Genomic DNA, 25,749 nt, shown 5'->3' with positions numbered 1-25,749 from the left:
TGCCGGGAGCAATTTTTCACATCGCAAGCGACGGCCCGAAGGGTGGTCGCCAGGGATGGCAGGCCACAAAAACGCCAGGAGCATTTTTGCGCGCAAGCCCCGGAGGGGGTGAGGCACATGGATGTGCTGAACACAAAAATGCCGGGAGCATTTTTGCGCGCAAGCCCCGAAGGGGTGAAGCACATGGATGTGCTAAACACAAAAAAGGGCAGGATCAACCTGCCCTTGCATCAAAAGGTCAACCCTAAATCAGGCTGGCTGAGCTTCCGCCAGGAAGAACCAGGTGTCCAATACCGAATCGGGGTTCAGCGACACGCTTTCGATGCCTTGCTCCATCAGCCAGCGGGCCAAGTCCGGGTGATCGGACGGACCCTGGCCACAGATGCCGATGTACTTGCCGGCCTTGTTGCAGGCCTGAATGGCATTGGACAACAGCTTCTTGACCGCCGGATTACGCTCATCGAACAGGTGCGCAACGATACCGGAATCGCGATCCAGGCCCAGGGTCAGCTGGGTCAGGTCGTTGGAACCGATCGAGAAACCGTCGAAGAACTCGAGGAACTCCTCGGCCAGAATCGCGTTGGACGGCAGTTCGCACATCATGATGATGCGCAGCCCGTTCTCGCCGCGCTTGAGGCCATTGCTGGCCAGCAGATCGACCACCTGACTGGCTTCGCCGAGGGTGCGCACGAAAGGCACCATGATCTCGACGTTGGTCAGGCCCATCTCGTTGCGCACCTTCTTCATCGCCCGGCATTCCAGCTCGAAGCAATCGCGGAAGGACTCGCTGATGTAGCGCGAGGCGCCACGGAAGCCGAGCATCGGGTTCTCTTCTTCCGGCTCGTAGAGCTTGCCGCCGATCAGGTTGGCGTATTCGTTGGACTTGAAGTCGGACAGACGCACGATGACCTTCTTCGGCCAGAACGCCGCGGCCAGGGTGCTGATGCCCTCGACCAGCTTCTCGACGTAGAAATTGACAGGGTCGGCATAACCGGCGATGCGTTTCTCGACGCTGTCCTTAATTTCCGGCGGCAAGCCGGCGAAATTCAGCAGCGCCTTGGGGTGCACGCCGATCATCCGGTTGATGATGAATTCCAGGCGAGCCAGGCCCACCCCGGCATTCGGCAGCTGGGCGAAGTCGAAGGCGCGATCCGGGTTGCCGACGTTCATCATGATCTTGAACGGCAGATCGGGCATGGCGTCGACCGAGTTCTTGCGGATGTCGAAGCCCAGCTCGCCCTCGAAGATGAAACCGGTGTCGCCCTCGGCGCAGGACACGGTGACGCCCTGGCCGTCTTTCAGTACGTGGGTGGCATTGCCGCAACCGACCACCGCCGGGATCCCCAGCTCGCGAGCGATAATCGCCGCGTGGCAAGTGCGTCCGCCACGGTTGGTGACGATGGCGCTGGCGCGCTTCATGACCGGCTCCCAGTCCGGATCGGTCATGTCGGAAACCAGTACGTCGCCGGCCTGCACCTTGTCCATCTCGGCGATGTCGTTGATCACCCGCACCTTGCCGGCGCCGATTTTCTGGCCGATGGCGCGCCCCTCGACCAGCACGGTGCCGGTTTCCTTGAGCAGGTAACGTTCCATCACATTGATATTGGAGCGGCTTTTCACCGTCTCGGGACGGGCCTGGACGATATACAGCTTGCCGTCATCGCCGTCTTTGGCCCACTCGATGTCCATCGGCCGGCCGTAGTGCTTCTCGATGATCATGGCCTGCTTGGCCAGTTCGCTGACCTCGGCATCGGTCAGACAGAAGCGTGCGCGCTCGGCCCGCTCGACATCGACCACCTTGACCGACTTGCCGGCCTTGGCTTCGTCGCCGTAGATCATCTTGATCGCCTTGCTGCCCAGATTACGCCGCAGGATCGCCGGGCGCCCGGCCTCGAGGGTCTGCTTGTGCACGTAGAACTCGTCGGGGTTGACCGCTCCCTGCACCACGGTTTCGCCGAGGCCATAGGCACCGGTGATGAACACCACATCGCGAAAGCCCGACTCGGTATCCAGGGTGAACATCACCCCGGCGGTGCCGGTTTCCGAACGCACCATGCGCTGCACGCCGGCAGACAGGGCCACCAGTTTGTGGTCGAAGCCTTGGTGTACGCGGTAGGAGATGGCGCGGTCGTTGAACAACGAGGCGAACACCTCCTTGGCCGCGCGGATCACGTTGTCGACGCCGCGGATGTTCAGGAAGGTTTCCTGCTGGCCGGCGAAGGAGGCGTCCGGCAGGTCTTCGGCGGTGGCCGAGGAACGCACGGCGACGGCCATATGCTCGTTGCCGTCGGCCATGGCGGCGAAGGCGGTGCGAATCTGCGCATCGAGTTCGGGCGGGAAAGGCGCGTCCATCACCCACTGGCGGATCTGCGCACCGGTCTTGGCCAGGGCATTGACATCGTCGACGTCGAGGGCATCCAGCGCCGCATGGATCTGCGCATTCAGGCCGCTCTGCTCGAGAAAGTCGCGGTAGGCCTGAGCGGTAGTGGCGAAACCACCGGGCACCGAGACACCGGCACCGGCAAGGTTGCTGATCATCTCGCCCAGGGAGGCGTTCTTGCCCCCTACGTGCTCAACATCGTGATTGCCGAGCTTATCGAGGGAAACTACGTACTCTACCAAGGTGATCTCTCCACTAAGGTGTTGGAAAAGCTCAAGGGGCTGGGGGAAGCTCGGCGGAGCATGTCCGCACGATTGTGGCCTGGCCCTGGAAAATAAGTAACAATGCCGACCAGTTCGGGCCTGCAGAAGCGGGCCTATGATAGCCAAGAATCGTCCTCAGCTTAAGGCCCATGGCGCAAATGAAACGAACCGCTTTCTTCATCTCCGACGGCACCGGCATCACGGCCGAAGCTTTGGGCCAGAGCCTGTTGGCACAGTTCGAAACCACCGCATTCACCAAACTCACGCGACCGTACATCGATAGCGTGGAAAAAGCGCGCGCAATGGTACAACAAATCAATGCCGCTGCCGAGAAAGACGGCGTCCGACCGATCATCTTCGACACCATCGTCAACCAGGAAATCCGCGACATCCTGGCCCAATCCGACGGTTTCATGATCGATATTTTCTCAACCTTCCTCGCCCCCTTGGAACAAGAGCTGAGCTCGCATTCGTCCTACTCGGTGGGCAAATCCCACTCCATCGGGCACAACTCCAACTACATGGAGCGGATCGAGGCGGTCAACTTCGCCCTGGACAACGACGACGGCGCCCGCACCCATTACTACGACACGGCCGACCTGATCCTGGTCGGCGTCTCGCGCTGCGGCAAAACCCCCACCTGCCTGTATATGGCCATGCAATACGGCATCCGCGCCGCCAACTACCCGCTGACCGAAGACGACATGGAGCGCTTGCAACTCCCGGCTGCGCTGAAGCAGTACAAGGACAAGCTGTTCGGCCTGACCATCGACCCGGATCGCCTTACCGCCATTCGCCATGAACGCAAGCCCAACAGCCGCTACGCCAGCTACGCCCAGTGCGAATTCGAGGTACGCGAGGTGGAAAACCTGTTCCGTCGCGAGAACATCAACTTCATCAACTCCACGCATTTTTCCGTGGAAGAAATCTCCGCCAAGATCCTGGTGGAAAAAGGCGTCGAGCGCCGCCTGCAGTAGGACGCATGACAACCCATCGTGTCCGGCGATGGGTTGTCACCCGCATCACTCGACCCGTTCCGGATGCCGACCGCTCAAATCATCCACATATCCATGAAGCGCTGCACCGGCGTGGCCTCCAGTGCTGCCTGATCCTTGCACAGGGCGAAAATCTGCGCGCTGCGCTGAGTGGTGAAGCGGGTCGCCAGGCTGGCCTTGAACTTGTCCTCCAGCAGCGGGATGCCCTCGGCGCGACGACGACGGTGTCCGAGCGGATACTCGACCGCGACCTGCGAGGTCGCTGAACCATCCTTGAAGAACACCTGGATAGCGTTGGCAATCGAACGCTTGTCGGCTTCCAGGTACTCGCGGCTATAGCGCTCGTCCTCGACGACTTCCATTTTCTCGCGAAGCTCGTCGATGATCGGATTGGCGGCATGAAAATCATCTTCGTAGTGCTCGGCCACCAGGTTACCGAACACCAGCGGCACGGCGGTCATGTACTGGATGCAGTGGTCGCGGTCGGCCGGATTGGCCAAGGGGCCAACCTTGGAGATGATGCGGATCGCCGACTCGTGGGTGGTGATGACGATCCTGGCGATCTCGTGCAGGCGATCCTTGACCTGCGGGTGCAGAACCACCGCCGCTTCGCAGGCGGTCTGCGCGTGGAACTCGGCCGGGAAACTGATTTTGAACAGCACCTGTTCCATCACGTAACTGCCGAAACCCTGCGGGAAGCTGAACTGGCGCGCCTCGAGCGGCTTCAGCGCCAGATCCTTGTTGGTGTGGCTGAACAGCACGTCGTAGAACCCCCACTGCGACGCGCTGAGCGCGCCGGGGATGCCCATCTCGCCGCGCATGGCGATGTCGGCCAGGCGCACACCACGGCTGCTGGCGTCGCCCGCCGCCCAGGACTTGCGCGAACCGGCGTTCGGTGCGTGACGGTAGGTGCGCAGCGCCTGGCCGTCGACGAAGACATGGGAAATAGCCGACAACAGCTGCTCGCGGCTGGCGCCCATCAGCTTGGCGGTAACTGCGCAGGAGGCCAGCTTGACCAACAGCACATGATCCAGGCCGACCCGATTGAAGGAGTTGTCCAGGGCAAACACGCCCTGGATCTCGTGGGCCATGATCATCGCGTCCAATACCGCACGCATGTTCAGCTGCGTTTCGCCCCGGACCACGCGCTGCTGCGACAGGTGATCGGCCACCGCGAGGATGGCGCCGAGGTTGTCGGACGGATGCCCCCACTCGGCGGCCAGCCAGGTGTCGTTGTAGTCCAGCCAACGCACCAGGCAGCCGATGTCCCAGGCGGCCTTGAGCGGATCCAGGCGCAGACTGGTGCCCGGTACGCGCGCCCCGTTCGGCACCGACGTGCCCTCGACGATCGGGCCGAGGTGCTTGGTGCATTCGGGAAAACGCAGCGCCAGCAAACCGCAACCGAGGCTGTCCATCAGGCAGTTGCGCGCGGTATCCAGAGCCTCGGCGGACTCAACCTTGTAGGTCAAGACATAATCGGCGACATCCTGGATCACCTGGTCGTAGTCGGGGCGTTCACTCAGATCAAAGGTGACTGTCATCTTCGTGCCTCCTCCTGCTGCGGAGTGGAGAGAAGTCCAGACCTTCTGTCGATGCTTCCAGCCCCTTCTCTCGCTTAGGCGGATCGCCCCAGCAGGCGGGGCGATTCAGGTTTCACAGGCAGTGTCCCTTAAAATGCATCGCCAGGCACGCGCACCCAGCCCTCCATCAACACCCGGGCACTGCGGCTCATAATCGCCTTGGTCACCGCCCATTCGCCGTTAACCTGGACGGCTTCTGCGCCAACCTGCAGGGTGCCGGAGGGGTGACCGAAGCGCACCGCGCTGCGCGCACCGCCGCCCGCGGCGAGGTTCACCAGGGTGCCGGGAATGGCCGCGGCAGTGCCGATGGCCACCGCGCAGGTGCCCATCATGGCGTGGTGCAGCTTGCCCATCGACAGCGCGCGCACCAACAGGTCGACCTCACCAGCCTCGATCTGCTTGCCACTGGAAGCCTTGTAGCTCTTCGGTTTGGCCACAAAGGCGATCTTGGGCGTGTGCTGACGGGTAAGCGCCTCCTCAGCGGTTTTGATCAGCCCCATGCGCAACGCACCAGCCACGCGGATGGCCTCGAAGCGCGCCAGTTGCGCAGGATCGCCATTGATCTCCTCGCGCAGCTCGGTGCCCTGGTAACCGATGTCCTCGGCGTTGACGAATACGGTCGGGATACCGGCACTGATCATGGTCGCCTTAAGGGTGCCGAAGCCTGGAACCTCCAGATCGTCGACCAACTGGCCAGTGGGGAACATCGAGCCGCCCTCCTCGCCGTCATCGGACGGATCGAGGAACTCCAGCACGATTTCTGCGGCCGGGAAGGTCACGCCGTCCAGCTCGAAATCGCCGGTTTCCTGTACCTGGCCATGGGTGACCGGCACGTGGGCGATGATGGTTTTCTGAATATTGGCCTGCCAGATGCGCACCACGCACACGCCGTTGTCCGGAATGCGCGCCGGATCGACCAAGCCCGCATGCAGGGCGAAAGCACCAGCGGCGGTGGACAGGTTGCCGCAATTGCCGCTCCAGTCGACGAAGGCTTTGTCGATGGACACCTGGCCGTACAGGTAATCCACATCGTGATTGGGCTGGCTGCTTTTCGACAGGATTACGCATTTGCTGGTGCTGGACGTAGCGCCACCCATGCCGTCGATATGCGCGGCATAAGGGTCGGGACTGCCGATCACGCGCATAAACAGCCTGTCCCGGGCCTCACCCGGCACCTGGCAACTTTGCGGCAGGTCTTGTAAGCGAAAGAACACGCCTTTACTGGTACCGCCACGAATATAGGTAGCGGGAACTTTGATCTGGGCTGCATGAGCCATGAAGCATCCTCCTGAAAGAAGACCGGGGCGTTGCCGCCCCGGTGGTACGTCAGCCCTTGGTGGATTCAAGGAAGTCCTGGGCGAAGCGCTGCAGCACGCCGCCGGCTTCGTAGATCAGCACTTCTTCGTCGCTGTCCAGACGGCAGGTCATCGGCACTTCGACGCGTTCGCCATTGCGGCGATTGATGACCAGCGTCAGCGTGGCACGCGGGGTTCGCTCACCGATCACGTCATAGCTCTCCGTGCCGTCGATGCCCAGGGTCAGGCGCGTGGTGCCCGATTTGAACTCCAGCGGCAGCACGCCCATGCCGACCAGGTTGGTGCGGTGGATGCGCTCGAAGCCTTCTGCGGCGATTACCTCGACACCGGCCAGGCGCACGCCCTTGGCGGCCCAGTCACGCGAGCTGCCCTGACCGTAGTCGGCACCGGCGACGATGATCAGGTTCTGCTTGCGCTGCATGTAGGTTTCGATAGCCTCCCACATGCGCATCACCTGGCCTTCTGGCTCAACGCGAGCCAGCGAACCCTTCTTGACCCGACCATCGACCACCGCCATCTCGTTGACCAACTGCGGGTTGGCGAAGGTGGCGCGCTGCGCAGTCAAGTGGTCGCCGCGGTGGGTGGCGTAGGAGTTGAAGTCCTCCTCCGGCAAGCCCATTTTGTGCAGGTAGGCACCGGCTGCCGAATCCAGCAGGATGGCGTTGGACGGCGACAGATGGTCGGTGGTGATGTTGTCCGGTAGCACCGCCAACGGCAGCATGCCCTTGAGCGTGCGCTCACCGGCCAATGCACCTTCCCAGTACGGCGGACGGCGAATATAGGTGCTCATCGGGCGCCAGTCGTACAGCGGGCTCTCGGCTTCGGTCACGGTGCCCAGATCGAACATCGGGATGTAAACCTGGCGGAACTGTTCCGGCTTGACGCTGGAAGCGACGATGGCGTCGATCTCCTCGTCGCTCGGCCACAGATCCTTGAGCGTCACCGGGTCACCGTTCCGGTCATGGCCCAGCACGTCCTGCTCGATGTCGAAGCGCATGGTACCGGCGATGGCATACGCCACCACCAGCGGCGGCGAAGCGAGGAAAGCCTGCTTGGCATAGGGGTGGATACGGCCGTCGAAGTTGCGGTTGCCGGACAACACAGCGGTGGCGTACAGGTCGCGGTCGATGATTTCCTGTTGGATCACCGGATCCAGCGCGCCGGACATACCGTTGCAGGTGGTGCAGGCGTAGCCGACGATGCCGAAGCCGAGCTGCTCCAACTCGGCCAGCAGGCCGGCCTCCTCCAGATACAATTTGGCAACCTTGGAACCCGGCGCGAACGAGGTCTTGACCCAGGGCTTGCGCAGCAGACCCAGTGCGTTGGCCTTCTTCGCCAGCAGGCCGGCCGCCACCACGTTGCGCGGGTTGGAGGTGTTGGTGCAGCTGGTAATGGCGGCGATGATCACCGCGCCGTCGGGCATCAGGCCTTCTGCCTCTTCAGCTTTGCCGGCTTGCAGCTTGGCTTCGTCGGCAATACCGCGCTCGTGCAGTGCCGAAGTCGGCAGACGCTTATGCGGGTTGGACGGACCGGCCATGTTGCGCACCACGGTGGACAGGTCGAAGCTCAGCACCCGCTCGTATTCGGCGGCCACCAGGGCATCGGCCCACAGACCGGTGGTCTTGGCGTACTGCTCGACCAGCGCCACCTGCTCCGGCTCGCGACCGGTGAGCTTGAGGTAGTCGATGGTTTGCCGGTCGATGTAGAACATCGAGGCGGTGGCGCCGTATTCCGGGCACATGTTGGAGATGGTCGCGCGGTCGCCGATGGTCAGGCTGTTGGCGCCCTCGCCGAAGAACTCGACCCAGGCGCCGACCACGCGCTGCTGGCGCAGAAACTCGGTCAGGGCCAGGACGATATCGGTGGCGGTGATGCCGGGCTGGCGCTTGCCGGTCAGCTCGACGCCGACGATGTCGGGCAGGCGCATCATCGAGGCGCGGCCGAGCATCACGGTTTCCGCTTCCAGGCCACCGACGCCGATGGCGATCACGCCCAAGGCATCCACGTGCGGGGTGTGGCTGTCGGTGCCGACGCAGGTATCCGGGAAGGCCACGCCGCCACGCGCCTGGATCACCGGGCTCATTTTCTCCAGGTTGATCTGGTGCATGATGCCGTTGCCGGCCGGAATCACGTCGACGTTCTTGAACGCGGTCTTGGTCCACTCGATAAAGTGGAAACGGTCTTCGTTGCGCCGGTCTTCGATGGCGCGGTTCTTGGCGAAGGCATCCGGATCGAAACCCGGCGCTTCCACGGCCAGCGAGTGGTCGACGATCAGCTGGGTCGGCACCACCGGGTTGACCTTGGCCGGGTCGCCGCCTTGCTCGGCGATGGCATCACGCAGCCCGGCCAGGTCAACCAGCGCGGTCTGACCGAGAATGTCGTGGCACACCACGCGGGCCGGGTACCAAGGGAAGTCGAGGTCACGCTTGCGCTCGATCAGCTGCTTAAGCGAAGCGGTCAACAGCGCCGGATCACAACGGCGTACCAGTTGCTCGGCCAGTACTCGGGAGACGTACGGCAGCTTGGCGTAGGCGCCAGGGGCGATGGCATCCACCGCCTCGCGGGTATCGAAGTAGTCCAGCTGGGTGCCGGGCAGCGGCTTACGATGTTGGCTGTTCATCATGCTGTTCATGGTCATGGGCGCTCCGCGAGCGGCACGAAGGCCAGGTCTTCCGGGCCCACGTAGTTGGCGCTCGGGCGAATGATCTTGCCGTCGATACGCTGTTCGATGACGTGGCTCGACCAGCCGGAGGTGCGGGCGATGACGAACAGCGGAGTGAACATGGCGGTGGGCACGCCCATCATGTGGTAGCTCACGGCGCTGAACCAATCGAGGTTGGGGAACATCTTCTTGATGTCCCACATGGTCGACTCCAGACGCTCGGCGATGTCGAACATCTTAGTGTTGCCCTGCTCGGTGCTGAGTTCGCGGGCCACTTCCTTGATTACCTTGTTGCGCGGATCGCTGACGGTGTAGACCGGATGACCGAAGCCGATCACCACTTCCTTCTTCTCGACCCGAGCGCGGATATCGGCCTCGGCCTCCTCCGGATTGTCGTAGCGCTTCTGGATCTCGAAGGCCACTTCGTTGGCGCCGCCGTGCTTGGGCCCGCGCAGCGCGCCGATGCCCGCGGCAATCGCGGAAAACATGTCGGAGCCGGTGCCGGCCACCACGCGCGAGGCAAAGGTGGACGCATTGAACTCGTGCTCGGCGTAGAGAATCAGCGAGCAGTGCATGGCGCGTACCCAGCTGTCGCGCGGCTTCTCGCCGTGCAGCAGGTGGAGGAAGTGGCCGCCGATGGAGTCGTCGTCGGTGTCCACCTCGATGCGCTTGCCGTTGTGGCTGAAGTGGTACCAGTACAGCAGCATGGAGCCCAGCGAGGCCATCAGCTTGTCGGCAATGTCGCGGGCGCCCGGGTGGTTGTGGTCGTCCTTCTCGGGCGACAGGCAACCCAGCACGGAGACCCCGGTGCGCATCACGTCCATCGGGTGGGCGGACGGCGGCAGCTGTTCCAGGGCGGTCTTCAGCGCCGCGGGCAGGCCGCGCAGCGCCTTCAGTTTGGCCTTGTAGCCGGCCAGTTCGGCCACATTGGGCAGCTTGCCATGCACCAGCAGGTGAGCGATCTCTTCAAACTCACAGCTGTTGGCGAAGTCGAGAATGTCATAACCGCGGTAGTGCAGGTCGTTGCCCGTGCGGCCGACGGTGCACAGCGCAGTGTTGCCGGCAGTGGTGCCACTCAGGGCCACCGACTTCTTCGGCTTGAAGCCCGGGGTGCTGGTTTCTGGGGTAGCGCTCATCGGGTCTGTCTCCTCATGCAATCCGGTTCGGTAATGCTTGTTGTTTTGCGCAGGCCTCGCCGGCCTGGGCGGCGTTACTTCTTCTGGGCGAACAATGCGTCGAGATGCTGCTCGAAGGCGTGGTAGTTGATGCGATCGTAGAGCTCCATGCGGGTCTGCATGGTGTCGATCACGTTCTTCTGGCTGCCGTCGCGGCGCAGCGCGGTGTAGACGTTCTCGGCCGCCTTGTTCATGGCGCGGAAGGCCGACAGCGGGTAGAGCACCAGGGACACGTCGACACTGGCCAGCTCTTCGGTGGTGTACAGCGGAGTGGCACCAAATTCGGTGATGTTGGCCAGGATCGGCGCCTTGATCCGATCGGCGAAGGTCTTGTACATCGCCAGTTCGGTGATCGCCTCGGGGAAGATCATGTCGGCGCCGGCCTCGATGCAGGCCTCGGCACGATCCAGCGCGGAGTTCAGGCCTTCGACGGCCAGGGCATCGGTACGCGCCATGATCACGAAGCTGTCGTCAGTGCGCGCATCCACCGCCGCTTTGATCCGGTCGACCATCTCCTGCAGGGTGACGATCTCCTTGTTGGGCCGATGACCGCAGCGCTTGGCGCCGACCTGGTCTTCGATATGAATCGCCGCGGCGCCGAATTTGATCATCGACTTGACCGTACGCGCCACGTTGAACGCCGAACTGCCGAAGCCGGTATCGACATCCACCAGCAGCGGCAGGTCGCACACATCGGTGATCCGGCGCACGTCGGTCAGCACATCGTCCAGCCCGGTGATGCCCAGATCCGGCAAACCCAGGGAACCCGCCGCCACACCGCCACCGGACAGGTAGATGGCCTTGAACCCGGCACGCTGGGCCAACAAGGCATGGTTGGCGTTGATCGCGCCTACCACCTGCAGGGGATGTTCTTCGGCAACGGCATCGCGGAAGCGCTGGCCGGGACTGCGCGGAATTGAAAGCTGGCTCATGACTCACCTCTGGGTTTGGCTGTCTTGGTTGGCACGCCCTGCCCCATGTTCATGGTGTAGTGGCGCTCGATATTGCGTTTAGATGCGCCGATGTGACGGCGCATAAGCAATTCAGCGAGTTCGCCATCGCGTTCGGCAATGGCATCGAGAATGCGGTGGTGCTCGGCAAAGGCCTGGCGCGGCCGGTTCGGCGTGACCGAGAACTGCAGGCGATACATGCGCACCAGCTGATACAACTCACCGCAGAGCATCTGCACTAAGGTGCGGTTGCCGCTGCCCTGGATGATCCGGTAGTGGAAATCGAAATCTCCCTCCTGCTGGTAGTAGCCGACGCCCGCCTTGAAGGCCGCATCCTGCTCATGCAGGTCGAGCACCCGGCGCAGGTCGTCGATTTCCGCCTGGCTCATACGCTCGGCGGCCAGGCGACAGGCCATGCCCTCCAGCGATTCGCGAATTTCATACAACTCGATCAGCTCGGCATGATCGAGCGACACCACCCGCGCCCCCACATGGGGCACGCGCACCAACAGACGCTGGCCCTCCAGGCGGTGAATCGCCTCGCGCAACGGCCCGCGGCTGATGCCATAGGTACGCGCCAGCTCCGGCTCGGAGATCTTGCTGCCAGGAGCAATCTCACCCTTGACGATAGCTGCTTGGATGCGGCGGAACACGTGCTCGGATAAGGTTTCCGAGTCATCTTGAACAATACGGGGCAACTCAAGGGTATCGGACATATTGTCGACACATCCTGCTAGATTTGCCTAAAAAGTACTCCTGCAAAGCAATTATGTCAAACAATCAGCCGATACTGTCGACAGTTTTCCCGATAACAAAAAGTTCTGATCGCCCATCTCTTCTTGCGTAAACGCCTATAAGCGTCTGTCGCAGCAGCAAAAACCCCGTGATAGAATGCCGGCACTTGCGCCTGGCCGAGCTTTGCCGCCATGCCCGCCAGAGTTCAACCCAGGCGTAGCGGCTCTACCGCCTCGCCCGCAGTCTTGTTATCCGACGACCGCGCTATAACCAATAGGACTTATGAGACTCAAGCCCTTCGCCCTGCTGATTTGCCTGCTGCTACCTGGTCTGGGGCTCGCCGCTGCAGAAAAGGCCGTGTACGGCCTGAATGAATACGCAATGCTGTTCAACCTCGGCCTGCAAGTACCGGCCAAACTGGATACTGGCGCCAAGACCGCATCCTTGAGCGCGCGCGACATCAAGCGTTTCAAGCGTGAGGGTGAGTCCTGGGTGAGCTTCTACCTGGCTATTGACGATGCCCACGCCCATCCGATCGAGCGTCCGCTGGCGCGAATCAGCAAGATCAAACGCCGCGCAGGCGACTATGATCCCGAGGAAGAAAAAACTTATACCGCACGTCCGGTAATCGAATTGGATGTCTGCATGGGCCAAGCCTTGCGCACGATCGAAGTGAACTTGACCGACCGCAGCGCCTTCCAATACCCGTTATTGATCGGCTCCGAAGCGCTCAAACGCTTCAGCGCACTGGTCGATCCAAGCCAAAAATACGCAGCAGGGAAACCTGCCTGCCTCCCTGACACACACATTGGCGCCACCCCTAATGAGTAATACCCATGCGCTCTCTTAACCTGCATCTGAAAATCCTGATCACGCTGTTGGTTGGCTTGGGCATTCTGATTACGGCCTACCAGATCTTCATTCTCGGCATTCCATTGACCGAAGACGAGACCGACGACCTGTGGAATATCGACGCCAGGGTCGAGTTCCAGGCCAGCCCGCGTGAGCCGGTCAAGCTGCAGATGTTCGTGCCGCCCCTGCACCAGGACTATGTCAGCCTCAACGAGAGCTTCATCTCCAACAACTACGGCGTGAGCATCAACCGCGCCGACGGCAATCGCAAAGTCACCTGGTCCGCCCGGCGCGCCAGCGGCAAGCAAACCCTGTACTACCGCCTGGTATTGACCAAGCGCTACAGCGGCGAACAGACCAAGGCCAAGGGCCCCATTTTCCGCGACAGCATCCCGGTAGAAGGCGCCGAGAAAATTGCCGCCGACGCCCTGCTCGCACCGATCCGGCAACACTCGGCAGACGTCGAAACCTTTATTAGCGAGACCATCAAACGGGTCAACAACGTCAATGACGACAACATCAAGCTGTTGTTGGGCGGCGATGCCTCGACGCCGAATAAAGCCAACGCCATCGAGCTGTTGCTGTCCATTGCCCACGTACCGATGGAGCGTGTGCACACGGTTCGCCTGACTGCCGATGCGCCGCAAAGCCCGGAGCTGTGGCTACGCAGCTTCAATGGCGAAAAATGGCTGTACTTCAGCCCGGAGACGGGCCAACAAGGCTTGCCGAGCGACCGCCTGATCTGGTGGATCGGCGACGACAACCTGGTCAGCCTCGAAGGCGGCAAACAAGCGCAAGTCAGCTTCAGCCTGAGCAACAGCGAAATGAACGCTATTCGTCTGGCCAAACTGACCGACGAAAATACCGACGCCGACTTCCTCGAATACTCGCTGTATGGCCTGCCACTGCAGACCCAGCAAACCTTCATGATCATGGTGATGATCCCGATTGGCGTGCTGGTGATTCTGATCCTGCGCAACCTCGGCGGCTTGCAGACCCTCGGCACCTTTACCCCCGTGTTGATCGCCCTGGCCTTCCGCGAAACCCAGCTGGGCTTCGGCATCATCCTGTTCACGGTGATCACGGCCCTGGGCCTGTCGCTGCGCTCTTATCTCGAGCATTTGAAACTGCAGATGCTGCCACGCCTGTCGGTGGTACTGACCTTCGTGGTGGTGCTGATCGCGGTGATCAGCCTGTTCAGCCACAAGCTCGGACTGGAGCGCGGCTTGTCGGTGGCCCTGTTCCCGATGGTGATCCTGACCATGACCATCGAGCGCCTGTCGATCACCTGGGAAGAGCGCGGCGGCGGCCATGCCTTCAAGGTCGCCATCGGCACCCTGGTAGCCGCGACGCTGGCGCACTTGTTGATGAGCATTCCAGAACTGAGCTACTTCGTCTTCACCTTCCCGGCGGTGCTGATGATCATGGTGGGTTTCATGCTGGCGATGGGTCGCTACCGCGGCTACCGCCTGACCGAACTCTTCCGCTTCAAAGCCTTCCTGAAGGATTAGGAACCTGCCCTGCTGATTAATCATGGCTGCGCCATAGGCCATTTTTTCGCAGGGCAAGGCAGGAGGAGAGAAGATTGGTCATTCCAAAAGAACGACGACTAACGCAGCCATGCGGAAAAATGGCCATGTCCCTTCGGGTTGCGTCGCAAAACACGCCATGCGGTGTTGTGGGACTTGACAAGGGATCACCATTGCCTGCGTCCCACGCCTTGCCTGGCGTGTTTTGCGACAGCAACGCAGCCATGATTAATCTGCAGGGCAGGTTCTAAAATGCTAGGTCTCTGGAAAACATGGAAGGCCCTTGAAGCCAAAGGCATCATGGGCATCAACAGACGCAATGCGGACTACGTGCTGAAGTACAACAAGCGCAATCTCTACCCGATTGTCGATGACAAGATCATCACCAAGGAACGCGCCATCGCAGCCGGCATCGATGTGCCGGAGATGTATGGCGTGATCGAGACCGAAAAGGGCATCGACAAACTGCGCGAAATCATTGGCGAGCGGCCGGACTTCGTGATCAAACCGGCCCAGGGCGCTGGCGGTGACGGCATCCTGGTGATCGCCGACCGCTTCGAAGACAAGTACAGAACCGTCTCCGGGAAAATCATCAGCCATGAAGAAATCGAACACCAGATTTCCAGCATCCTCACCGGGCTGTACTCCCTGGGCGGCCACCGCGACCGCGCCCTGATCGAATACCGCGTCACCCCCGACCCCATCTTCAAGAGCATCAGCTACGAGGGTGTACCGGATATCCGCATCATCGTGCTGATGGGCTACCCGGTGATGGCCATGCTGCGCTTGCCGACCCGCCAGTCCGGCGGCAAGGCCAACCTGCACCAGGGTGCCATCGGCGTAGGCGTCGACCTGGCCACCGGCGTGACCCTGCGCGGCACCTGGCTGAACAACAAGATCCGCAAACACCCGGACACCACCAATTCGGTGGACGGCGTCCAGCTGCCTAACTGGGACGGCTTCATGAAGCTTGCCGCTGGCTGCCATGAACTGTGCGGCCTTGGCTATATCGGCGTGGACATGGTGCTCGACCAGGAGAAAGGCCCGCTGATTCTCGAGCTCAACGCGCGCCCCGGCCTGAACATCCAAATCGCCAACGACTGCGGCCTCACCCACCGCACCCATGCAGTGGAAGCGCGCCTGGCCGAACTGGCGAAAAAAGGCATCACGGAGACCCCGGAGGAACGCGTACGTTTCGCCCAAGGGCTGTTTGGCCACGCCCCCCAAGCACAGGCCTGAACTGTCTCGCCACAGTTCCCCAGACAGACGACCAGCCGAATGGCCAGAAAGCCCGAAAATGATTCGGGCTTTCTGGTCGCGGCCCCCTTCATCGCCGCGTGCATGCCCATGGACAGGATCGCCAATCGACCTCCAGGTAACGCCCAGACGGAAGCCCTAGGATGAATGCTTCCGGCGTTCTACAATCGCCTGCCGCGCGCCTCTGAAAGCCTCGCATGCCTACTTGCCTTGTACACGCCCTGCCCTACCGTGCCGACCCGGCCATCTACTTCAGCGCCGTCTGTCGCGCCCCTGGGGCAGTGCTGTTGGATGCTGGCCGCCCGGCCGCCCAACGCGGACGCTATGACCTGATCAGCGCCTGGCCAACGGCAATCCTGACACCCATGCCTGACGAACCGGCCCACGACTTTCTCCAGCGCCTGCGTGCAAGCCTGGCGGCGCTGGGCGAAGCCAAAGCCCCCGAGGACTGCCCGCTGCCCTTCGTCGGCGGCCTGATTGGCTACCTGGGCTATGACTTCGGCCGTCGCCTGGAAAGCCTGCCCGAACAGGCAATCGACGACCTCGGCCTGGCCGATGCGCAACTCGGCCTGTATGCCTGGGCCTTGATCACCGACCATCAGCTGGGAACCAGCCAGTTGATGTTTCATCCCGCGCTGGCCAAGCAACAACAGCGGCGCTTGATCGAGCTGTTCGAGGCGACGCCAGCGCCCGCGCCCGCGCCGTTCAGCCTGACCGAGACGTTCCGGGCGGATATCGATGAAAGCGGCTATCGCCATGCCATCGAACGCATCCAGGCGTATATCCAGGCCGGCGACTGCTACCAGGTAAACTTCGCCCAGCGCTTTCGCACCCGCTACCGGGGCGATCCTTGGACGGCTTACTGCGCCTTGCGCGCCGCCTGCCCGACGCCCTTCGCCGGTTACCTGGCGCTGGCGGATAACGGCGCGATCATCAGCCTGTCGCCCGAACGCTTCCTGCGCGTCAGCCAAGGGCATGTGGAAACCCGCCCGATCAAGGGCACCCGGCCACGCGATTGCGATCCCGAGCAGGATGCCGCGCAAGCCGCAATCTTATTGGCCAGCCTGAAGGATCGTGCCGAGAACCTGATGATCGTCGATCTGCTGCGCAACGACCTCGGCCGCAGTTGCACAATCGGCTCGGTGCGCGTGCCGGAGCTGTTCGCCCTGGAGAGCTACCCCAACGTGCACCACTTGGTCAGCGCGGTGACGGGTGAACTGGCACAGGACAAAGATGCCCTGGATCTGATTGCCGGCAGTTTTCCCGGCGGTTCGATAACCGGCGCGCCGAAAATTCGTGCCATGCAGATCATCGACGAACTGGAACCGACACGCCGCGCGCTCTATTGCGGCTCGTTGCTCTATCTGGACGTGCGCGGCGAGCTGGACAGCTCGATTGCCATCCGCAGCCTGCTGGCCAAGGACGGGCAGATCAGTTGCTGGGGCGGCGGCGGGATAGTCGCCGACTCCAGCTGGCAGGCGGAATACCAGGAGTCCATCACCAAGGTGAAAGTCTTGCTGGAAACGCTGGAACAGTTCTGCGCCCCTGGTAACAAACCTGCCTGAACTCATCGCGCAACTACAAGCCTTGATAGGCACGGGATCAGCCTGCCGCCACCGCGAACCAGGCAGCGCCCATGCTGGGCGCATATAAAAAAACGCGGCCGAAGCCGCGTTGCGAGTGGGATTTGCTGCCGTAAAAGTCAGGCCACTGCAGCCTGCTGCAAATCTCGCCCTAGGGCATATCGCAGGAAAACCCGGCGCACGGGAGCACGCACGCCGAGGTACCGCAGGTGAATCAGAAGAAGCCCAACGGGTTGATGTCGTAGCTGATCAACAGGTTCTTGGTCTGCTGGTAGTGGTCGAGCATCATCTTGTGGGTCTCGCGGCCGACGCCGGACTTCTTGTAGCCGCCGAAGGCGGCGTGCGCCGGGTACAGGTGGTAGCAGTTGGTCCACACGCGACCGGCCTTGATCGCCCGGCCCATGCGGTAGGCGCGGTTGATGTCGCGGGTCCACAGGCCGGCACCCAGGCCGAACTCGGTGTCGTTGGCAATCGCCAGGGCTTCGGCTTCGTCCTTGAAGGTGGTGATGCCCACCACCGGGCCGAAGATCTCTTCCTGGAACACGCGCATCTGGTTGTTGCCCTTGAGCAGGGTCGGCTGGATGTAGTAGCCGCTGGCCAGGTCGCCTTGCAGGCGCTCGGCGGCGCCGCCGGTGAGCAGTTCGGCGCCTTCCTCCTGGGCGATCTGCAGGTAGCTCAAGATCTTGTCGTACTGCTGCTCGGAGGCCTGGGCGCCGACCATGGTCTCGGTGTCCAGCGGGTTGCCACGCTTGATCACCTGGATCTTCTTCATCACTTCGACCATGAAGGCGTCGTAGATCGACTCCTGCACCAGCGCCCGCGACGGGCAGGTGCACACCTCGCCCTGGTTGAAGAACGCCAGCACCAGACCTTCGGCGGCTTTTTCGATAAAGGCCGGCTCGGCGTTCATGATGTCTTCGAAGAAGATGTTCGGCGACTTGCCGCCCAGCTCCACGGTCGAGGGAATGATGTTCTCGGCGGCGCACTTGAGGATGTGCGAACCCACCGGAGTGGAGCCGGTGAAGGCGATCTTGGCGATGCGCTTGCTGGTGGCCAGGGCCTCACCGGCTTCGCGGCCGAAACCCTGCACCACGTTGAGCACGCCCGGCGGCAGCAGGTCGCCGATCAGCTCCATCAGCACGCTGATCGACAGCGGCGTCTGCTCGGCCGGCTTGAGCACGATGCAGTTGCCGGCGGCCAGGGCCGGCGCCAGTTTCCAGGCGGCCATCAGCAGCGGGAAGTTCCACGGAATGATCTGCCCGACCACGCCCAGCGGCTCGTGGAAGTGATAGGCGGCGGTGTGTTCGTCGATCTCGGCGGCGCTGCCTTCCTGGGCGCGGATGCAACCGGCGTAGTAACGGAAGTGGTCGGCGGCCAGCGGCACGTCGGCGTTGAGGGTTTCGCGCACGGCCTTGCCGTTGTCCCAGGTTTCGGCCACGGCCAGCAGTTCGAGGTTCTGTTCAATACGATCGGCGATTTTCAGCAGCACCAGCGCGCGGTTCTGCACCGAGGTCTTGCCCCAGGCATCGGCGGCGGCATGGGCGGCGTCGAGGGCGCGCTCGATGTCTTCGCTGCCGGAGCGGGGGAATTCGCCGATCACCGAGGCATCCACCGGGCTGGTGTTGGTGAAGTACTGGCCATTGACCGGGGCAACGAATTCGCCACCGATAAAGTTGCCGTAGCGCGGCTTGAGGTTGATAACTGCGCCTGGAGTGCCGGGTTTAGCGTAAATCATGATGATGACCTCTGTTGTTTTGTCGGAGCCTGCCCCGGGGAACGTGGAACAGGTCATGGTTCGATATTAGGAAGCTGCCGACTCGGCCGGTATGCACCCATGGCACAGAACCTCTCGTCATTTGGTAGTAGATGCGCAGGTTGTCTATGCCGGGCGTTTGCTCACCCGACTGGCGCTGCCGCCGGACGATTCAGCGTAGCTGTTTGTACGACTGCCTGCCGGCGACATCTGCGTTATCGCCGCGGGCTGGCCTGCCCTGGGGGCATCCGACATGCATGTCGGCAACGATCAATTCAAAGAACCAACACAAAACATGCCGCTGAAATTAGAAGGCAAAAGGCATTTACCTTATCGGCCAATAGCGCGCCGATTCTTGATCGAGATCAACAACCAGGCAGTCTATTTTAATTATTTAAATCACGCCGCCAACTTACGACCAACTACCCAGCCAACCGACTCCAAAGTCTTATTAATATTCTCCAGCACTTGCCTGTAGCCTCGATTTGCACCACCGCGAAACATTGAACTTACCCATAACAGGAGATAGGCCATGCAGTGGATCGATCCGGACTTTTGCGACCTGCGTCTGGGCTTCGAAGTCACCGCGTACGTTTACGTGCGCTAAGCCGTTAACCCGACGGAGCGCCTGAGAAGGCGCCCCGCCGCACCCGCCGCGAGGCAGCCCCATGACAACTGCGCCGATAGACCCGGCAGACTGCTTCGAAATCCGCCCGCCGTTCATGTTCCGCTGGGAACAGTCGCAGCAAGCCCATGTTCTTCTGTATCCGGAAGGCATCGTCAAATTGAATAAAACCGGCGGCGACATTCTCAACTGCTGCGATGGCAAGACTAACGTAGCCGAATTGATCGAAAAACTTGGCGCACTGTATGAAGTAGCCGACGCGGATGTGATTCGCAATGGCGTCTTGCGCTTCCTGGAGGTGTCCCGTGGCAAAGGCTGGATCCGAATTAAGACTTGATGGCAATGGCAACCCGGTCTGGTTGTTGTTGGAATTAACCTACCAGTGCCCGTTGCAGTGCGTGTTCTGCAGCAACCCGCGCAACTTTGCCGACTACCGGCGCGATGAGTTGAGCACGGCCGAATGGATCGACGTGATGCGCCAGGCCCGCGAACTCGGCGCCATGCAGATCGGTTTTTCCGGCGGCGAACCGACGCTGCGCAAGGATCTGGAAATCCTGGTGGCCGAGGCCGACCGCCTGGGCTACTACACCAACCTGATCACCTCCGGCATCGGCCTCACCGAAGCCCGCCTGCAGGCACTCAAGGACGCCGGCCTGCGGCATATCCAGCTCGGCTTCCAGTCCACCGACCGAGCCACCGCGCAACAACTGGCCGGCGTCGATTGCCTGGAGCGCAAGCTCGGCATGGCCCGGGCGATCAAGGCGCAGGGCTTCCCCATGGTGCTCAACGTACCCATCACCCGGCAGAACATCGGCCAGATTCCGCAGATCATCGAATTCGCCGTCGAACTCGGGGTGGAATACATGGAGCTGGCCAACGTGCAGTACTACAACTGGGCGCTGCTCAATCGCGAGCAACTGATGCCGACTCGCGAGGAGCTGTTGCGCGCCGAAGCCCAGGTGCAAGAGGCTCGCGAGCGGTTGGGCGAGCGGCTGACCATCTTCTTCGTCATCCCCGACTATTACGAAGGCCGCCCCAAGGCCTGCATGAACGGCTGGGGCGCCATCCACCTGACCATCGCGCCCAACGGCAACGTGCTGCCCTGCTCCCAGGCCAGCAGTTTCAAGGATCTGGAGTTCCCCAACGTGCGCCAGCAACCCCTGGGCGAGATCTGGCACGACTCGCCGGTGTTCAACCTGTACCGCGGCGATGCCTGGATGCCGCAGCCGTGCCGCAGCTGCGACGAAAAAGAGAAGGACTTCGGCGGTTGCCGCTGCCAGGCGCTGCTGCTCACCGGCTCCGGCGACAACACCGATCCGGCGTGCAGCAAGTCGCCGCATCACCACCTGATCAAGCAGGCGGTGGCACTGGCGCAGCAGCCGCCACAGCCGACGGGCACGCTGATTGCGCGCCACGCCAGCCAGGGGGTGAACCTTGAAACTACCCCATGACTCCTTCGCCGGCACCCTAGGTGCCGGCTTCGCGCTGACCCTGGGCTGCTACCTGCTGCTCAGGTTCTGGCTGGTCGTCTAGGAGTTAACCATGAGCGTCATCGATCTGCTGGCCCGCTACGCCCACCTGCTGTTCGCCCTGGTCTGGGTCGGCCACAACTACGCCAACTTCATCCAGAACCCCAGGTTCGTGGCGCTACAGAACGGCATCGACACCGCCACCCTCAATCGCGACCTGGAAAGCCGCATGAAGCGCGAACACGGGATCTTCCGCTACGCCTCGCTGGTGGTCTGGATCTCCGGCATGCTGATGCTCTGGCAGCGTGGCTGGCTGGCGGACGCCCTGCTGCTGCAAGGCTCATTGGCGGTGATCGGCCTGGGTGCCTGGATCGGCACGCTGATGTTGCTCAACCTGTGGTTGGTGCTCTGGCCGCACCAGAAAAAGCTCCTGGGTTTCGTCCCCGCCAGCCTGGAGGAACGGGTGCGCTGCTCGCGGATTACCTTCCTCTCCTCGCGCAGCAACACCATCCTCTCCATCCCCTTGCTGTTCCTGATGGCGGCTGGCGGTCATGGCCTGCAACTTTTCTCCTGAGCACGCGCCCGCAGCCGGCCGCGACGAGCACTACAACTTCGCCGCCGGGCCGGCGATGCTGCCGCCGGCGCTGCTCGCGCAAATTCAGGACGAACTGCCCGACTGGCGCGGCAGCGGCCTGTCCCTGCTGGAACACTCGTTCACCGGCGCCCCCTTCAAACAGTTGATGCAGGAAGTCGAGCAAGACCTGCGCGAACTGCTGACGATCCCCTCGAACTACCACGTATTGTTCATGCACGGCGGCGCTTGCTGCCAGTTCGGCTTGCTGCCGATGAACCTGCTCGCTCCCGGCCAGTCGGCCGATTACCTGGAAAGCGGCTATTGGGCGGCCAAGGCGATCGCCGAGGCCCGTCGCCATGCGCCGGTGAATATAGTCGCCAGCGGCCAGCGCGACAGCTTCACCGCGCTTCCCGAACCCAGCGAGTGGCGCCTGGATCCGCGCGCCGGCTACTGCCACATCACCAGCAACGAGACGGCCAACGGCCTACAGCTCCAGCATTTTCCCGAACTCTCGGTGCCGTTGGTGGCCGACATGAGTTCGGACTTGCTCACCCGTCCGTTGCCGCTCGAGCGCTTCGGCCTGATCTACGCCAGCGCCCAGAAGAATCTTGGCATCGCCGGCCTGTGCCTGCTGATCGTGCGCGACGATCTGCTCAAAGCGCCGCGCGCCGGATTGCCGTCGCCGTTCAGCTATGCCCTGCAGGCCGAACAGCAGAGTCGCCTGTGCACCCCGCCGAGCTTCGCGCTCTATTGCGCCGCCTTGATGCTGCGCTGGATTCGCCAGCAGGGCGGACTCGCGGCCATGGCCAGCGCCAGCCGGCGCAAGAGCGAAAAGCTGTACCGCTGCATCGACGCCAGCGATCTTTATCAGTGCCCCCAGCGGCCGTCGGATCGGTCGGCGATCAATGTCTGTTTTCAACTGCGCGACAACCGTTTGCTGACGAGCTTTCTCCAGCAGGCCGCACAAGCCGGCCTGCTCAACCTGCCGGGTCACGCGGCCATCGGCGGGATCCGCGTCAGTCTGTATAACGCCATGCCGCAGGCAGGGGTCGACCGGCTGGTGGCATTCATGCACCGCTTCGAATGCCGGCATGGCTGATGCCTTGCGCCGCGACAGCCATGACCTGGCCCTGCGCCTAGCCTGCCTCACCGCCCGCGGCCCGACGCCCGCCCCCATCGAACGGCCGGTCAGGGCGATGGGCCTGCGGTTCCCCTCGCCCCTGGGCATCGCCGCCGGCTTCGACCGCCATGGCCGCCTCGGACGGTGCGCCGGGGCACTCGGTTTCGGCTGCAACGAAATCGGCAGTATCGATCTCGCCACAACCTCGGAGCTGGCGTTTCCGCCCCAACAAGCAGGATCGGCGCGGCTCGGACTCAATCTGAACATCGACCCCGCTTGCTCCCTGGCGGCGCTCTGCAGCGGTCTGAACCGCGCCTGGCCACTGGCCGACTACCTGATGCTCAACCTGATCAACCCGGCCAGCGCAGCCTTGCTCGACGAAGAACAGCGCCCGCTACTGCGCCAGATCCTGGCCGGCTTACGCGCGCAGCAACGCCTGCTCGACCAGCAGGGTCGCCGCGTGCCGCTAGCGGTCAAGCTGCGCTGCCTGGCCGGTCAGGTACCGCTGGCACTGGCGGAGCTGTTGCTCGAGTTGGGCTATGACGGCCTGCTCGCCGCCCATGATCCCGGCCCACCGGCGACCGCCCAGCGTTATCGCGCCTGGCAGAACGCCACCCAGCAGGAACAGGCCTGCGCGCAGATCGAGCAGCTACGGCGACTGTGCGGCGGGCAACTGGCGCTGCTGTCGGTCGGCGGCATCCAGAGCGCCGAACACCTCGACGCCCGGCTCGCTGCCGGCGCCGAGCTGGTGCAGGTGCACAGCGTCCTGCTGCATGGCGGCCCCTGGCAGGCGCCGCACCTGCTCGCCGGCTGAAAGTCGCAGTCGTCGGGTGGATGACGCTCTACCCATCCACCAACAAATACCGATGGTGGATGAAAAAGGCGCCATCCAGCCTACCCCGCTGTTGTAGCCCGGATGCAATCCGGGAGCGGTTTGTGAGACGCCAGAAAGCACAAGGCCGGCTAAAGAGCCGGCCTTGTGCTTCAGAGGTGACCGATCAGCGCTTGGCGACCAGATCCTTCGGCAGTTTGAAGGTCCAGAGCATGCCGCCCTGGTTGAAGTTCTTCACCCGTTTGGCCACTTCGCCGCCCCACAGCGGCACCGCGCCGCCCCAGCCGGACAGTACGGAGACATATTGTTCGCCGTCCATTTCCCAGGTGACCGGCGAGCCGAGCACGCCGGAACCGGTCTGGAATTCCCAGACATTCTCGCCGGTCTTGGCGTTGAAGGCCTTGAGGAAGCCCTCAGGCGTACCGGTGAACACCAGATTGCCCTTGGTGGTCATCACCCCGCCCCACAGTGGCGCATAGTTCTTCTGGCGCCAGACTTCCTTGCCGGTTTTCGGGTCGATGGCGCGCAATACGCCGATGTAATCCTCGTTCAGCGGACGGATGGTGAAGCCGGCGCCGAGGTAGGCCGCGCCTTTCTTGTAGGCGATGTCCTCGTTCCAGATGTCCATACCCCACTCGTTGGACGGCACGTAGAACAGCCCGGTGTCCTGGCTGTAGGCCATCGGCATCCAGTTCTTCGCACCGAGGAAGGCCGGTGCGGAGAATACGCTCTTGCCTTTCTCTGCCGCGCTCGGCGAGCCCGGACGGTTGTCGTCGATGTAGATCGGCCGGCCGTTCTTGTCCAGCCCCTTGGCCCAGGTGATTTTGTCGACGAAGGGGAAGCCGCGGATGAACTTGCCGTTGGTGCGGTCGAGCACGTAGAAGAAGCCGTTACGGTCGGCAGTGGCCGCGGCCTGGACGGTCTTGCCGCCGTCCTGGTAGTTGAAGGACACCAGCTCGTTGACCCCGTCGAAGTCCCAGCCGTCGTGCGGGGTGGTCTGGAAGTGCCACTGAATGCTGCCGTCGTCCGGGTTCAGCGCCAGGCGCGAGGACGAAAAGAGGTTGTCGCCAGGACGCAGGTGCGAGTTCCAGGGTGCCGGGTTACCGGTACCGAACAGCAACAGGTTGGTTTCCGGATCGTAATAGCCGCCCAGCCAGGGCGCCGCGCCGCCGGTCTTCCACAGGTCGCCCGGCCAGGTCTTGCCGGCTTCGCCGCCGGAGATGCCGTTCTCGATCTTCTTGCCGTCCTTGTAGACGTAGCCCATGTGGCCTTCCACGGTCGGCCGGGTCCACAGCAGCGCGCCGTTCTTCGGGTCGTAGGCTTCGATCTTGCCCACCACGCCGAATTCGCCACCGGAAACCCCGGTGATCAGCTTGCCATTGATCACCAGCGGTGCGGCGGTGATCGAGTAACCGGCCTTGTGGTCGGCGACGCTCTTGCGCCACACCACTTTGCCGGTGTCCTTGTTCAAGGCCACCAGCTTGGCATCCAGGGTGCCGAAGATCACCAGGTCGCCGTACAACGCCACGCCACGGTTGATCACGTCGCAGCACGGACGGATGTCATCCGGCAGGCGCGCATCGTATTGCCAGAGTTCCTTGCCGGTGCGCGCATCCACGGCGAAAACCCGCGAGTAGGAGGCGGTGACGTACATCACGCCGTCCTTGATCATCGGCTGGGCCTGCTGGCCGCGTTGCTTCTCACCACCGAAAGACATCGCCCAGACCGGACGCAGATCCTTGATATTGTCGGTATTGAGAATATCCAGGGTGCTGTAACGCTGACCTTGCAAGCCCATGCCGTTGGTCACGATCTGGTTGGTGGATTTCACATCGTCCAGGATTTCCTGGTCGGTGACCGCCCAAGCCGAGACAGCGGGCATGAGCATGGCGGCACACAGTGCACTCAGCACGAAAGGCTTGCGTAGACCGGAGTGTTTCATTGCGGTTACCTCTGCGGGTTAATTGTTATCCCCGGGAAATTTTCCCGGTCTGCAGTTAATTCTTCGCCGCAGGGCCTCACACAACAATTGCACGCAGTACCGATTTCACTACTCCCTTGGTAGCAATACTCGCCTACCGTCCGGCCATTAGCATCGC

General features: G+C 62.4%; 20 protein-coding genes. 11 read left to right on the top strand and 9 right to left on the bottom strand.

Annotation, left to right across the window (positions count from 1 at the left end; genetic code table 11):
- Positions 1–249 precede the first annotated feature (249 nt).
- Entirely contained in the window at positions 250–2,622 is a 2,373-nt protein-coding gene (gene ppsA / locus P8H27_RS17090; protein ID WP_289638836.1) for a phosphoenolpyruvate synthase, read from the bottom strand.
- A gap of 179 nt (positions 2,623–2,801) precedes the next feature.
- Here ppsA and P8H27_RS17085 point away from each other — a divergent pair, with 179 nt between their 5' ends.
- Positions 2,802–3,620: a pyruvate, water dikinase regulatory protein gene (locus P8H27_RS17085; RefSeq protein WP_289638835.1), complete on the top strand. Its 819-nt coding sequence runs from the start codon at positions 2,802–2,804 to the stop codon at positions 3,618–3,620.
- A 74-nt stretch (positions 3,621–3,694) separates the two neighbouring features.
- On the opposite strand, the gene prpD is transcribed toward P8H27_RS17085, so the two are convergent.
- From prpD to P8H27_RS17055, 6 genes are all read right to left on the bottom strand, one after another.
- On the bottom strand, positions 3,695–5,179 hold the full coding sequence (gene prpD / locus P8H27_RS17080; RefSeq protein WP_289638834.1) for a 2-methylcitrate dehydratase: 1,485 nt from the start codon (positions 5,177–5,179) through the stop codon (positions 3,695–3,697).
- A gap of 128 nt (positions 5,180–5,307) precedes the next feature.
- On the bottom strand, positions 5,308–6,495 hold the full coding sequence (gene prpF, locus P8H27_RS17075) for a 2-methylaconitate cis-trans isomerase PrpF (RefSeq protein WP_289638833.1): 1,188 nt from the start codon (positions 6,493–6,495) through the stop codon (positions 5,308–5,310).
- A 49-nt stretch (positions 6,496–6,544) separates the two neighbouring features.
- Positions 6,545–9,154: a Fe/S-dependent 2-methylisocitrate dehydratase AcnD gene (gene acnD / locus P8H27_RS17070; RefSeq protein WP_289638855.1), complete on the bottom strand. Its 2,610-nt coding sequence runs from the start codon at positions 9,152–9,154 to the stop codon at positions 6,545–6,547.
- Between the two features lie 14 nt (positions 9,155–9,168).
- A complete protein-coding gene (gene prpC, locus P8H27_RS17065; protein ID WP_289638832.1) occupies positions 9,169–10,332 on the bottom strand; it encodes a 2-methylcitrate synthase in 1,164 nt (387 codons plus the stop codon).
- 74 nt (positions 10,333–10,406) lie between these two features.
- Entirely contained in the window at positions 10,407–11,303 is an 897-nt protein-coding gene (gene prpB / locus P8H27_RS17060) for a methylisocitrate lyase (RefSeq protein ID WP_289638831.1), read from the bottom strand.
- A complete protein-coding gene (locus P8H27_RS17055) occupies positions 11,300–12,037 on the bottom strand; it encodes a GntR family transcriptional regulator (protein ID WP_289638830.1) in 738 nt (245 codons plus the stop codon). The genes prpB and P8H27_RS17055 overlap by 4 nt, the downstream gene beginning before the upstream one ends.
- Before the next feature lie 301 nt (positions 12,038–12,338).
- Here P8H27_RS17055 and P8H27_RS17050 point away from each other — a divergent pair, with 301 nt between their 5' ends.
- The 4 genes from P8H27_RS17050 to pabB all read left to right on the top strand — a co-directional run bounded on the left by P8H27_RS17050 (position 12,339) and on the right by pabB (position 17,259).
- On the top strand, positions 12,339–12,887 hold the full coding sequence (locus P8H27_RS17050; protein WP_289638828.1) for an ATP-dependent zinc protease: 549 nt from the start codon (positions 12,339–12,341) through the stop codon (positions 12,885–12,887).
- 5 nt (positions 12,888–12,892) lie between these two features.
- Positions 12,893–14,419, top strand: a complete 1,527-nt coding sequence (locus tag P8H27_RS17045) for an inactive transglutaminase family protein (protein WP_289638827.1) — start codon at positions 12,893–12,895, stop codon at positions 14,417–14,419.
- A 270-nt stretch (positions 14,420–14,689) separates the two neighbouring features.
- Positions 14,690–15,676, top strand: coding sequence for an alpha-L-glutamate ligase-like protein (locus tag P8H27_RS17040; protein ID WP_289638826.1), 987 nt, complete (start codon positions 14,690–14,692; stop codon positions 15,674–15,676).
- Between the two features lie 215 nt (positions 15,677–15,891).
- Complete coding sequence (gene pabB, locus P8H27_RS17035; protein ID WP_289638824.1) at positions 15,892–17,259, top strand: aminodeoxychorismate synthase component I; 1,368 nt, start codon at positions 15,892–15,894, stop codon at positions 17,257–17,259.
- A 232-nt stretch (positions 17,260–17,491) separates the two neighbouring features.
- Here the strand turns inward: pabB and P8H27_RS17030 are convergent, their stop codons facing one another.
- Positions 17,492–19,012, bottom strand: a complete 1,521-nt coding sequence (locus P8H27_RS17030) for an aldehyde dehydrogenase family protein (protein WP_289638823.1) — start codon at positions 19,010–19,012, stop codon at positions 17,492–17,494.
- Between the two features lie 550 nt (positions 19,013–19,562).
- On the opposite strand from P8H27_RS17030, the gene pqqA reads away from it, so the two are divergent.
- The 6 genes from pqqA to P8H27_RS17005 all read left to right on the top strand — a co-directional run bounded on the left by pqqA (position 19,563) and on the right by P8H27_RS17005 (position 23,632).
- Positions 19,563–19,637 (top strand): pyrroloquinoline quinone precursor peptide PqqA, encoded by a 75-nt coding sequence (gene pqqA / locus P8H27_RS20780; RefSeq protein WP_003282509.1) that lies wholly within the window; start codon positions 19,563–19,565, stop codon positions 19,635–19,637.
- A gap of 61 nt (positions 19,638–19,698) precedes the next feature.
- Positions 19,699–19,992 (top strand): pyrroloquinoline quinone biosynthesis peptide chaperone PqqD, encoded by a 294-nt coding sequence (gene pqqD / locus P8H27_RS17025; protein ID WP_289638822.1) that lies wholly within the window; start codon positions 19,699–19,701, stop codon positions 19,990–19,992.
- Positions 19,961–21,106, top strand: coding sequence for a pyrroloquinoline quinone biosynthesis protein PqqE (gene pqqE / locus P8H27_RS17020; RefSeq protein ID WP_289638821.1), 1,146 nt, complete (start codon positions 19,961–19,963; stop codon positions 21,104–21,106). The genes pqqD and pqqE overlap by 32 nt, the downstream gene beginning before the upstream one ends.
- A 91-nt stretch (positions 21,107–21,197) precedes the next feature.
- The gene (locus P8H27_RS17015) at positions 21,198–21,698 is read left to right on the top strand and encodes a urate hydroxylase PuuD (RefSeq protein ID WP_289638820.1); all 501 of its coding nucleotides are present in this window, start codon (positions 21,198–21,200) and stop codon (positions 21,696–21,698) included.
- A complete protein-coding gene (serC, locus tag P8H27_RS17010) occupies positions 21,676–22,797 on the top strand; it encodes a 3-phosphoserine/phosphohydroxythreonine transaminase (RefSeq protein ID WP_289638819.1) in 1,122 nt (373 codons plus the stop codon). The genes P8H27_RS17015 and serC overlap by 23 nt, the downstream gene beginning before the upstream one ends.
- Complete coding sequence (locus tag P8H27_RS17005) at positions 22,790–23,632, top strand: phosphoserine aminotransferase (protein ID WP_289638818.1); 843 nt, start codon at positions 22,790–22,792, stop codon at positions 23,630–23,632. The genes serC and P8H27_RS17005 overlap by 8 nt, the downstream gene beginning before the upstream one ends.
- A gap of 184 nt (positions 23,633–23,816) precedes the next feature.
- Here P8H27_RS17005 and P8H27_RS17000 read toward each other — a convergent pair whose 3' ends face one another.
- Positions 23,817–25,592 (bottom strand): methanol/ethanol family PQQ-dependent dehydrogenase, encoded by a 1,776-nt coding sequence (locus P8H27_RS17000; protein ID WP_289638817.1) that lies wholly within the window; start codon positions 25,590–25,592, stop codon positions 23,817–23,819.
- Positions 25,593–25,749 lie beyond the last annotated feature (157 nt).

The sequence above is a fragment of the Pseudomonas sp. sp1636 genome (assembly GCF_030376615.1).
Classification (GTDB): Bacteria; Pseudomonadota; Gammaproteobacteria; order Pseudomonadales; family Pseudomonadaceae; genus Aquipseudomonas.
Note: the sequence above shows the minus strand (reverse complement) of the source record. Positions and strands in the feature narration are given on the sequence as shown.

What these genes read in the sequence shown, in the direction of transcription:
- P8H27_RS17050 (WP_289638828.1), top strand. Translation starts at nt 12,339, where the DNA reads ATGAGACTCAAGCCCTTCGCCCTGCTGATTTGCCTGCTGCTACCTGGT.
- P8H27_RS17015 (WP_289638820.1), top strand. Translation starts at nt 21,198, where the DNA reads ATGAGCGTCATCGATCTGCTGGCCCGCTACGCCCACCTGCTGTTCGCC.
- acnD (WP_289638855.1), bottom strand. Translation starts at nt 9,154, where the DNA reads ATGAACAGCCAACATCGTAAGCCGCTGCCCGGCACCCAGCTGGACTAC.
- pqqD (WP_289638822.1), top strand. Translation starts at nt 19,699, where the DNA reads ATGACAACTGCGCCGATAGACCCGGCAGACTGCTTCGAAATCCGCCCG.
- P8H27_RS17040 (WP_289638826.1), top strand. Translation starts at nt 14,690, where the DNA reads ATGCTAGGTCTCTGGAAAACATGGAAGGCCCTTGAAGCCAAAGGCATC.
- P8H27_RS17005 (WP_289638818.1), top strand. Translation starts at nt 22,790, where the DNA reads ATGGCTGATGCCTTGCGCCGCGACAGCCATGACCTGGCCCTGCGCCTA.
- prpC (WP_289638832.1), bottom strand. Translation starts at nt 10,332, where the DNA reads ATGAGCGCTACCCCAGAAACCAGCACCCCGGGCTTCAAGCCGAAGAAG.
- P8H27_RS17085 (WP_289638835.1), top strand. Translation starts at nt 2,802, where the DNA reads ATGAAACGAACCGCTTTCTTCATCTCCGACGGCACCGGCATCACGGCC.
- prpB (WP_289638831.1), bottom strand. Translation starts at nt 11,303, where the DNA reads ATGAGCCAGCTTTCAATTCCGCGCAGTCCCGGCCAGCGCTTCCGCGAT.
- P8H27_RS17055 (WP_289638830.1), bottom strand. Translation starts at nt 12,037, where the DNA reads ATGTCCGATACCCTTGAGTTGCCCCGTATTGTTCAAGATGACTCGGAA.
- P8H27_RS17045 (WP_289638827.1), top strand. Translation starts at nt 12,893, where the DNA reads ATGCGCTCTCTTAACCTGCATCTGAAAATCCTGATCACGCTGTTGGTT.
- prpF (WP_289638833.1), bottom strand. Translation starts at nt 6,495, where the DNA reads ATGGCTCATGCAGCCCAGATCAAAGTTCCCGCTACCTATATTCGTGGC.
- P8H27_RS17000 (WP_289638817.1), bottom strand. Translation starts at nt 25,592, where the DNA reads ATGAAACACTCCGGTCTACGCAAGCCTTTCGTGCTGAGTGCACTGTGT.
- P8H27_RS17030 (WP_289638823.1), bottom strand. Translation starts at nt 19,012, where the DNA reads ATGATTTACGCTAAACCCGGCACTCCAGGCGCAGTTATCAACCTCAAG.
- prpD (WP_289638834.1), bottom strand. Translation starts at nt 5,179, where the DNA reads ATGACAGTCACCTTTGATCTGAGTGAACGCCCCGACTACGACCAGGTG.
- serC (WP_289638819.1), top strand. Translation starts at nt 21,676, where the DNA reads ATGGCCTGCAACTTTTCTCCTGAGCACGCGCCCGCAGCCGGCCGCGAC.
- pabB (WP_289638824.1), top strand. Translation starts at nt 15,892, where the DNA reads ATGCCTACTTGCCTTGTACACGCCCTGCCCTACCGTGCCGACCCGGCC.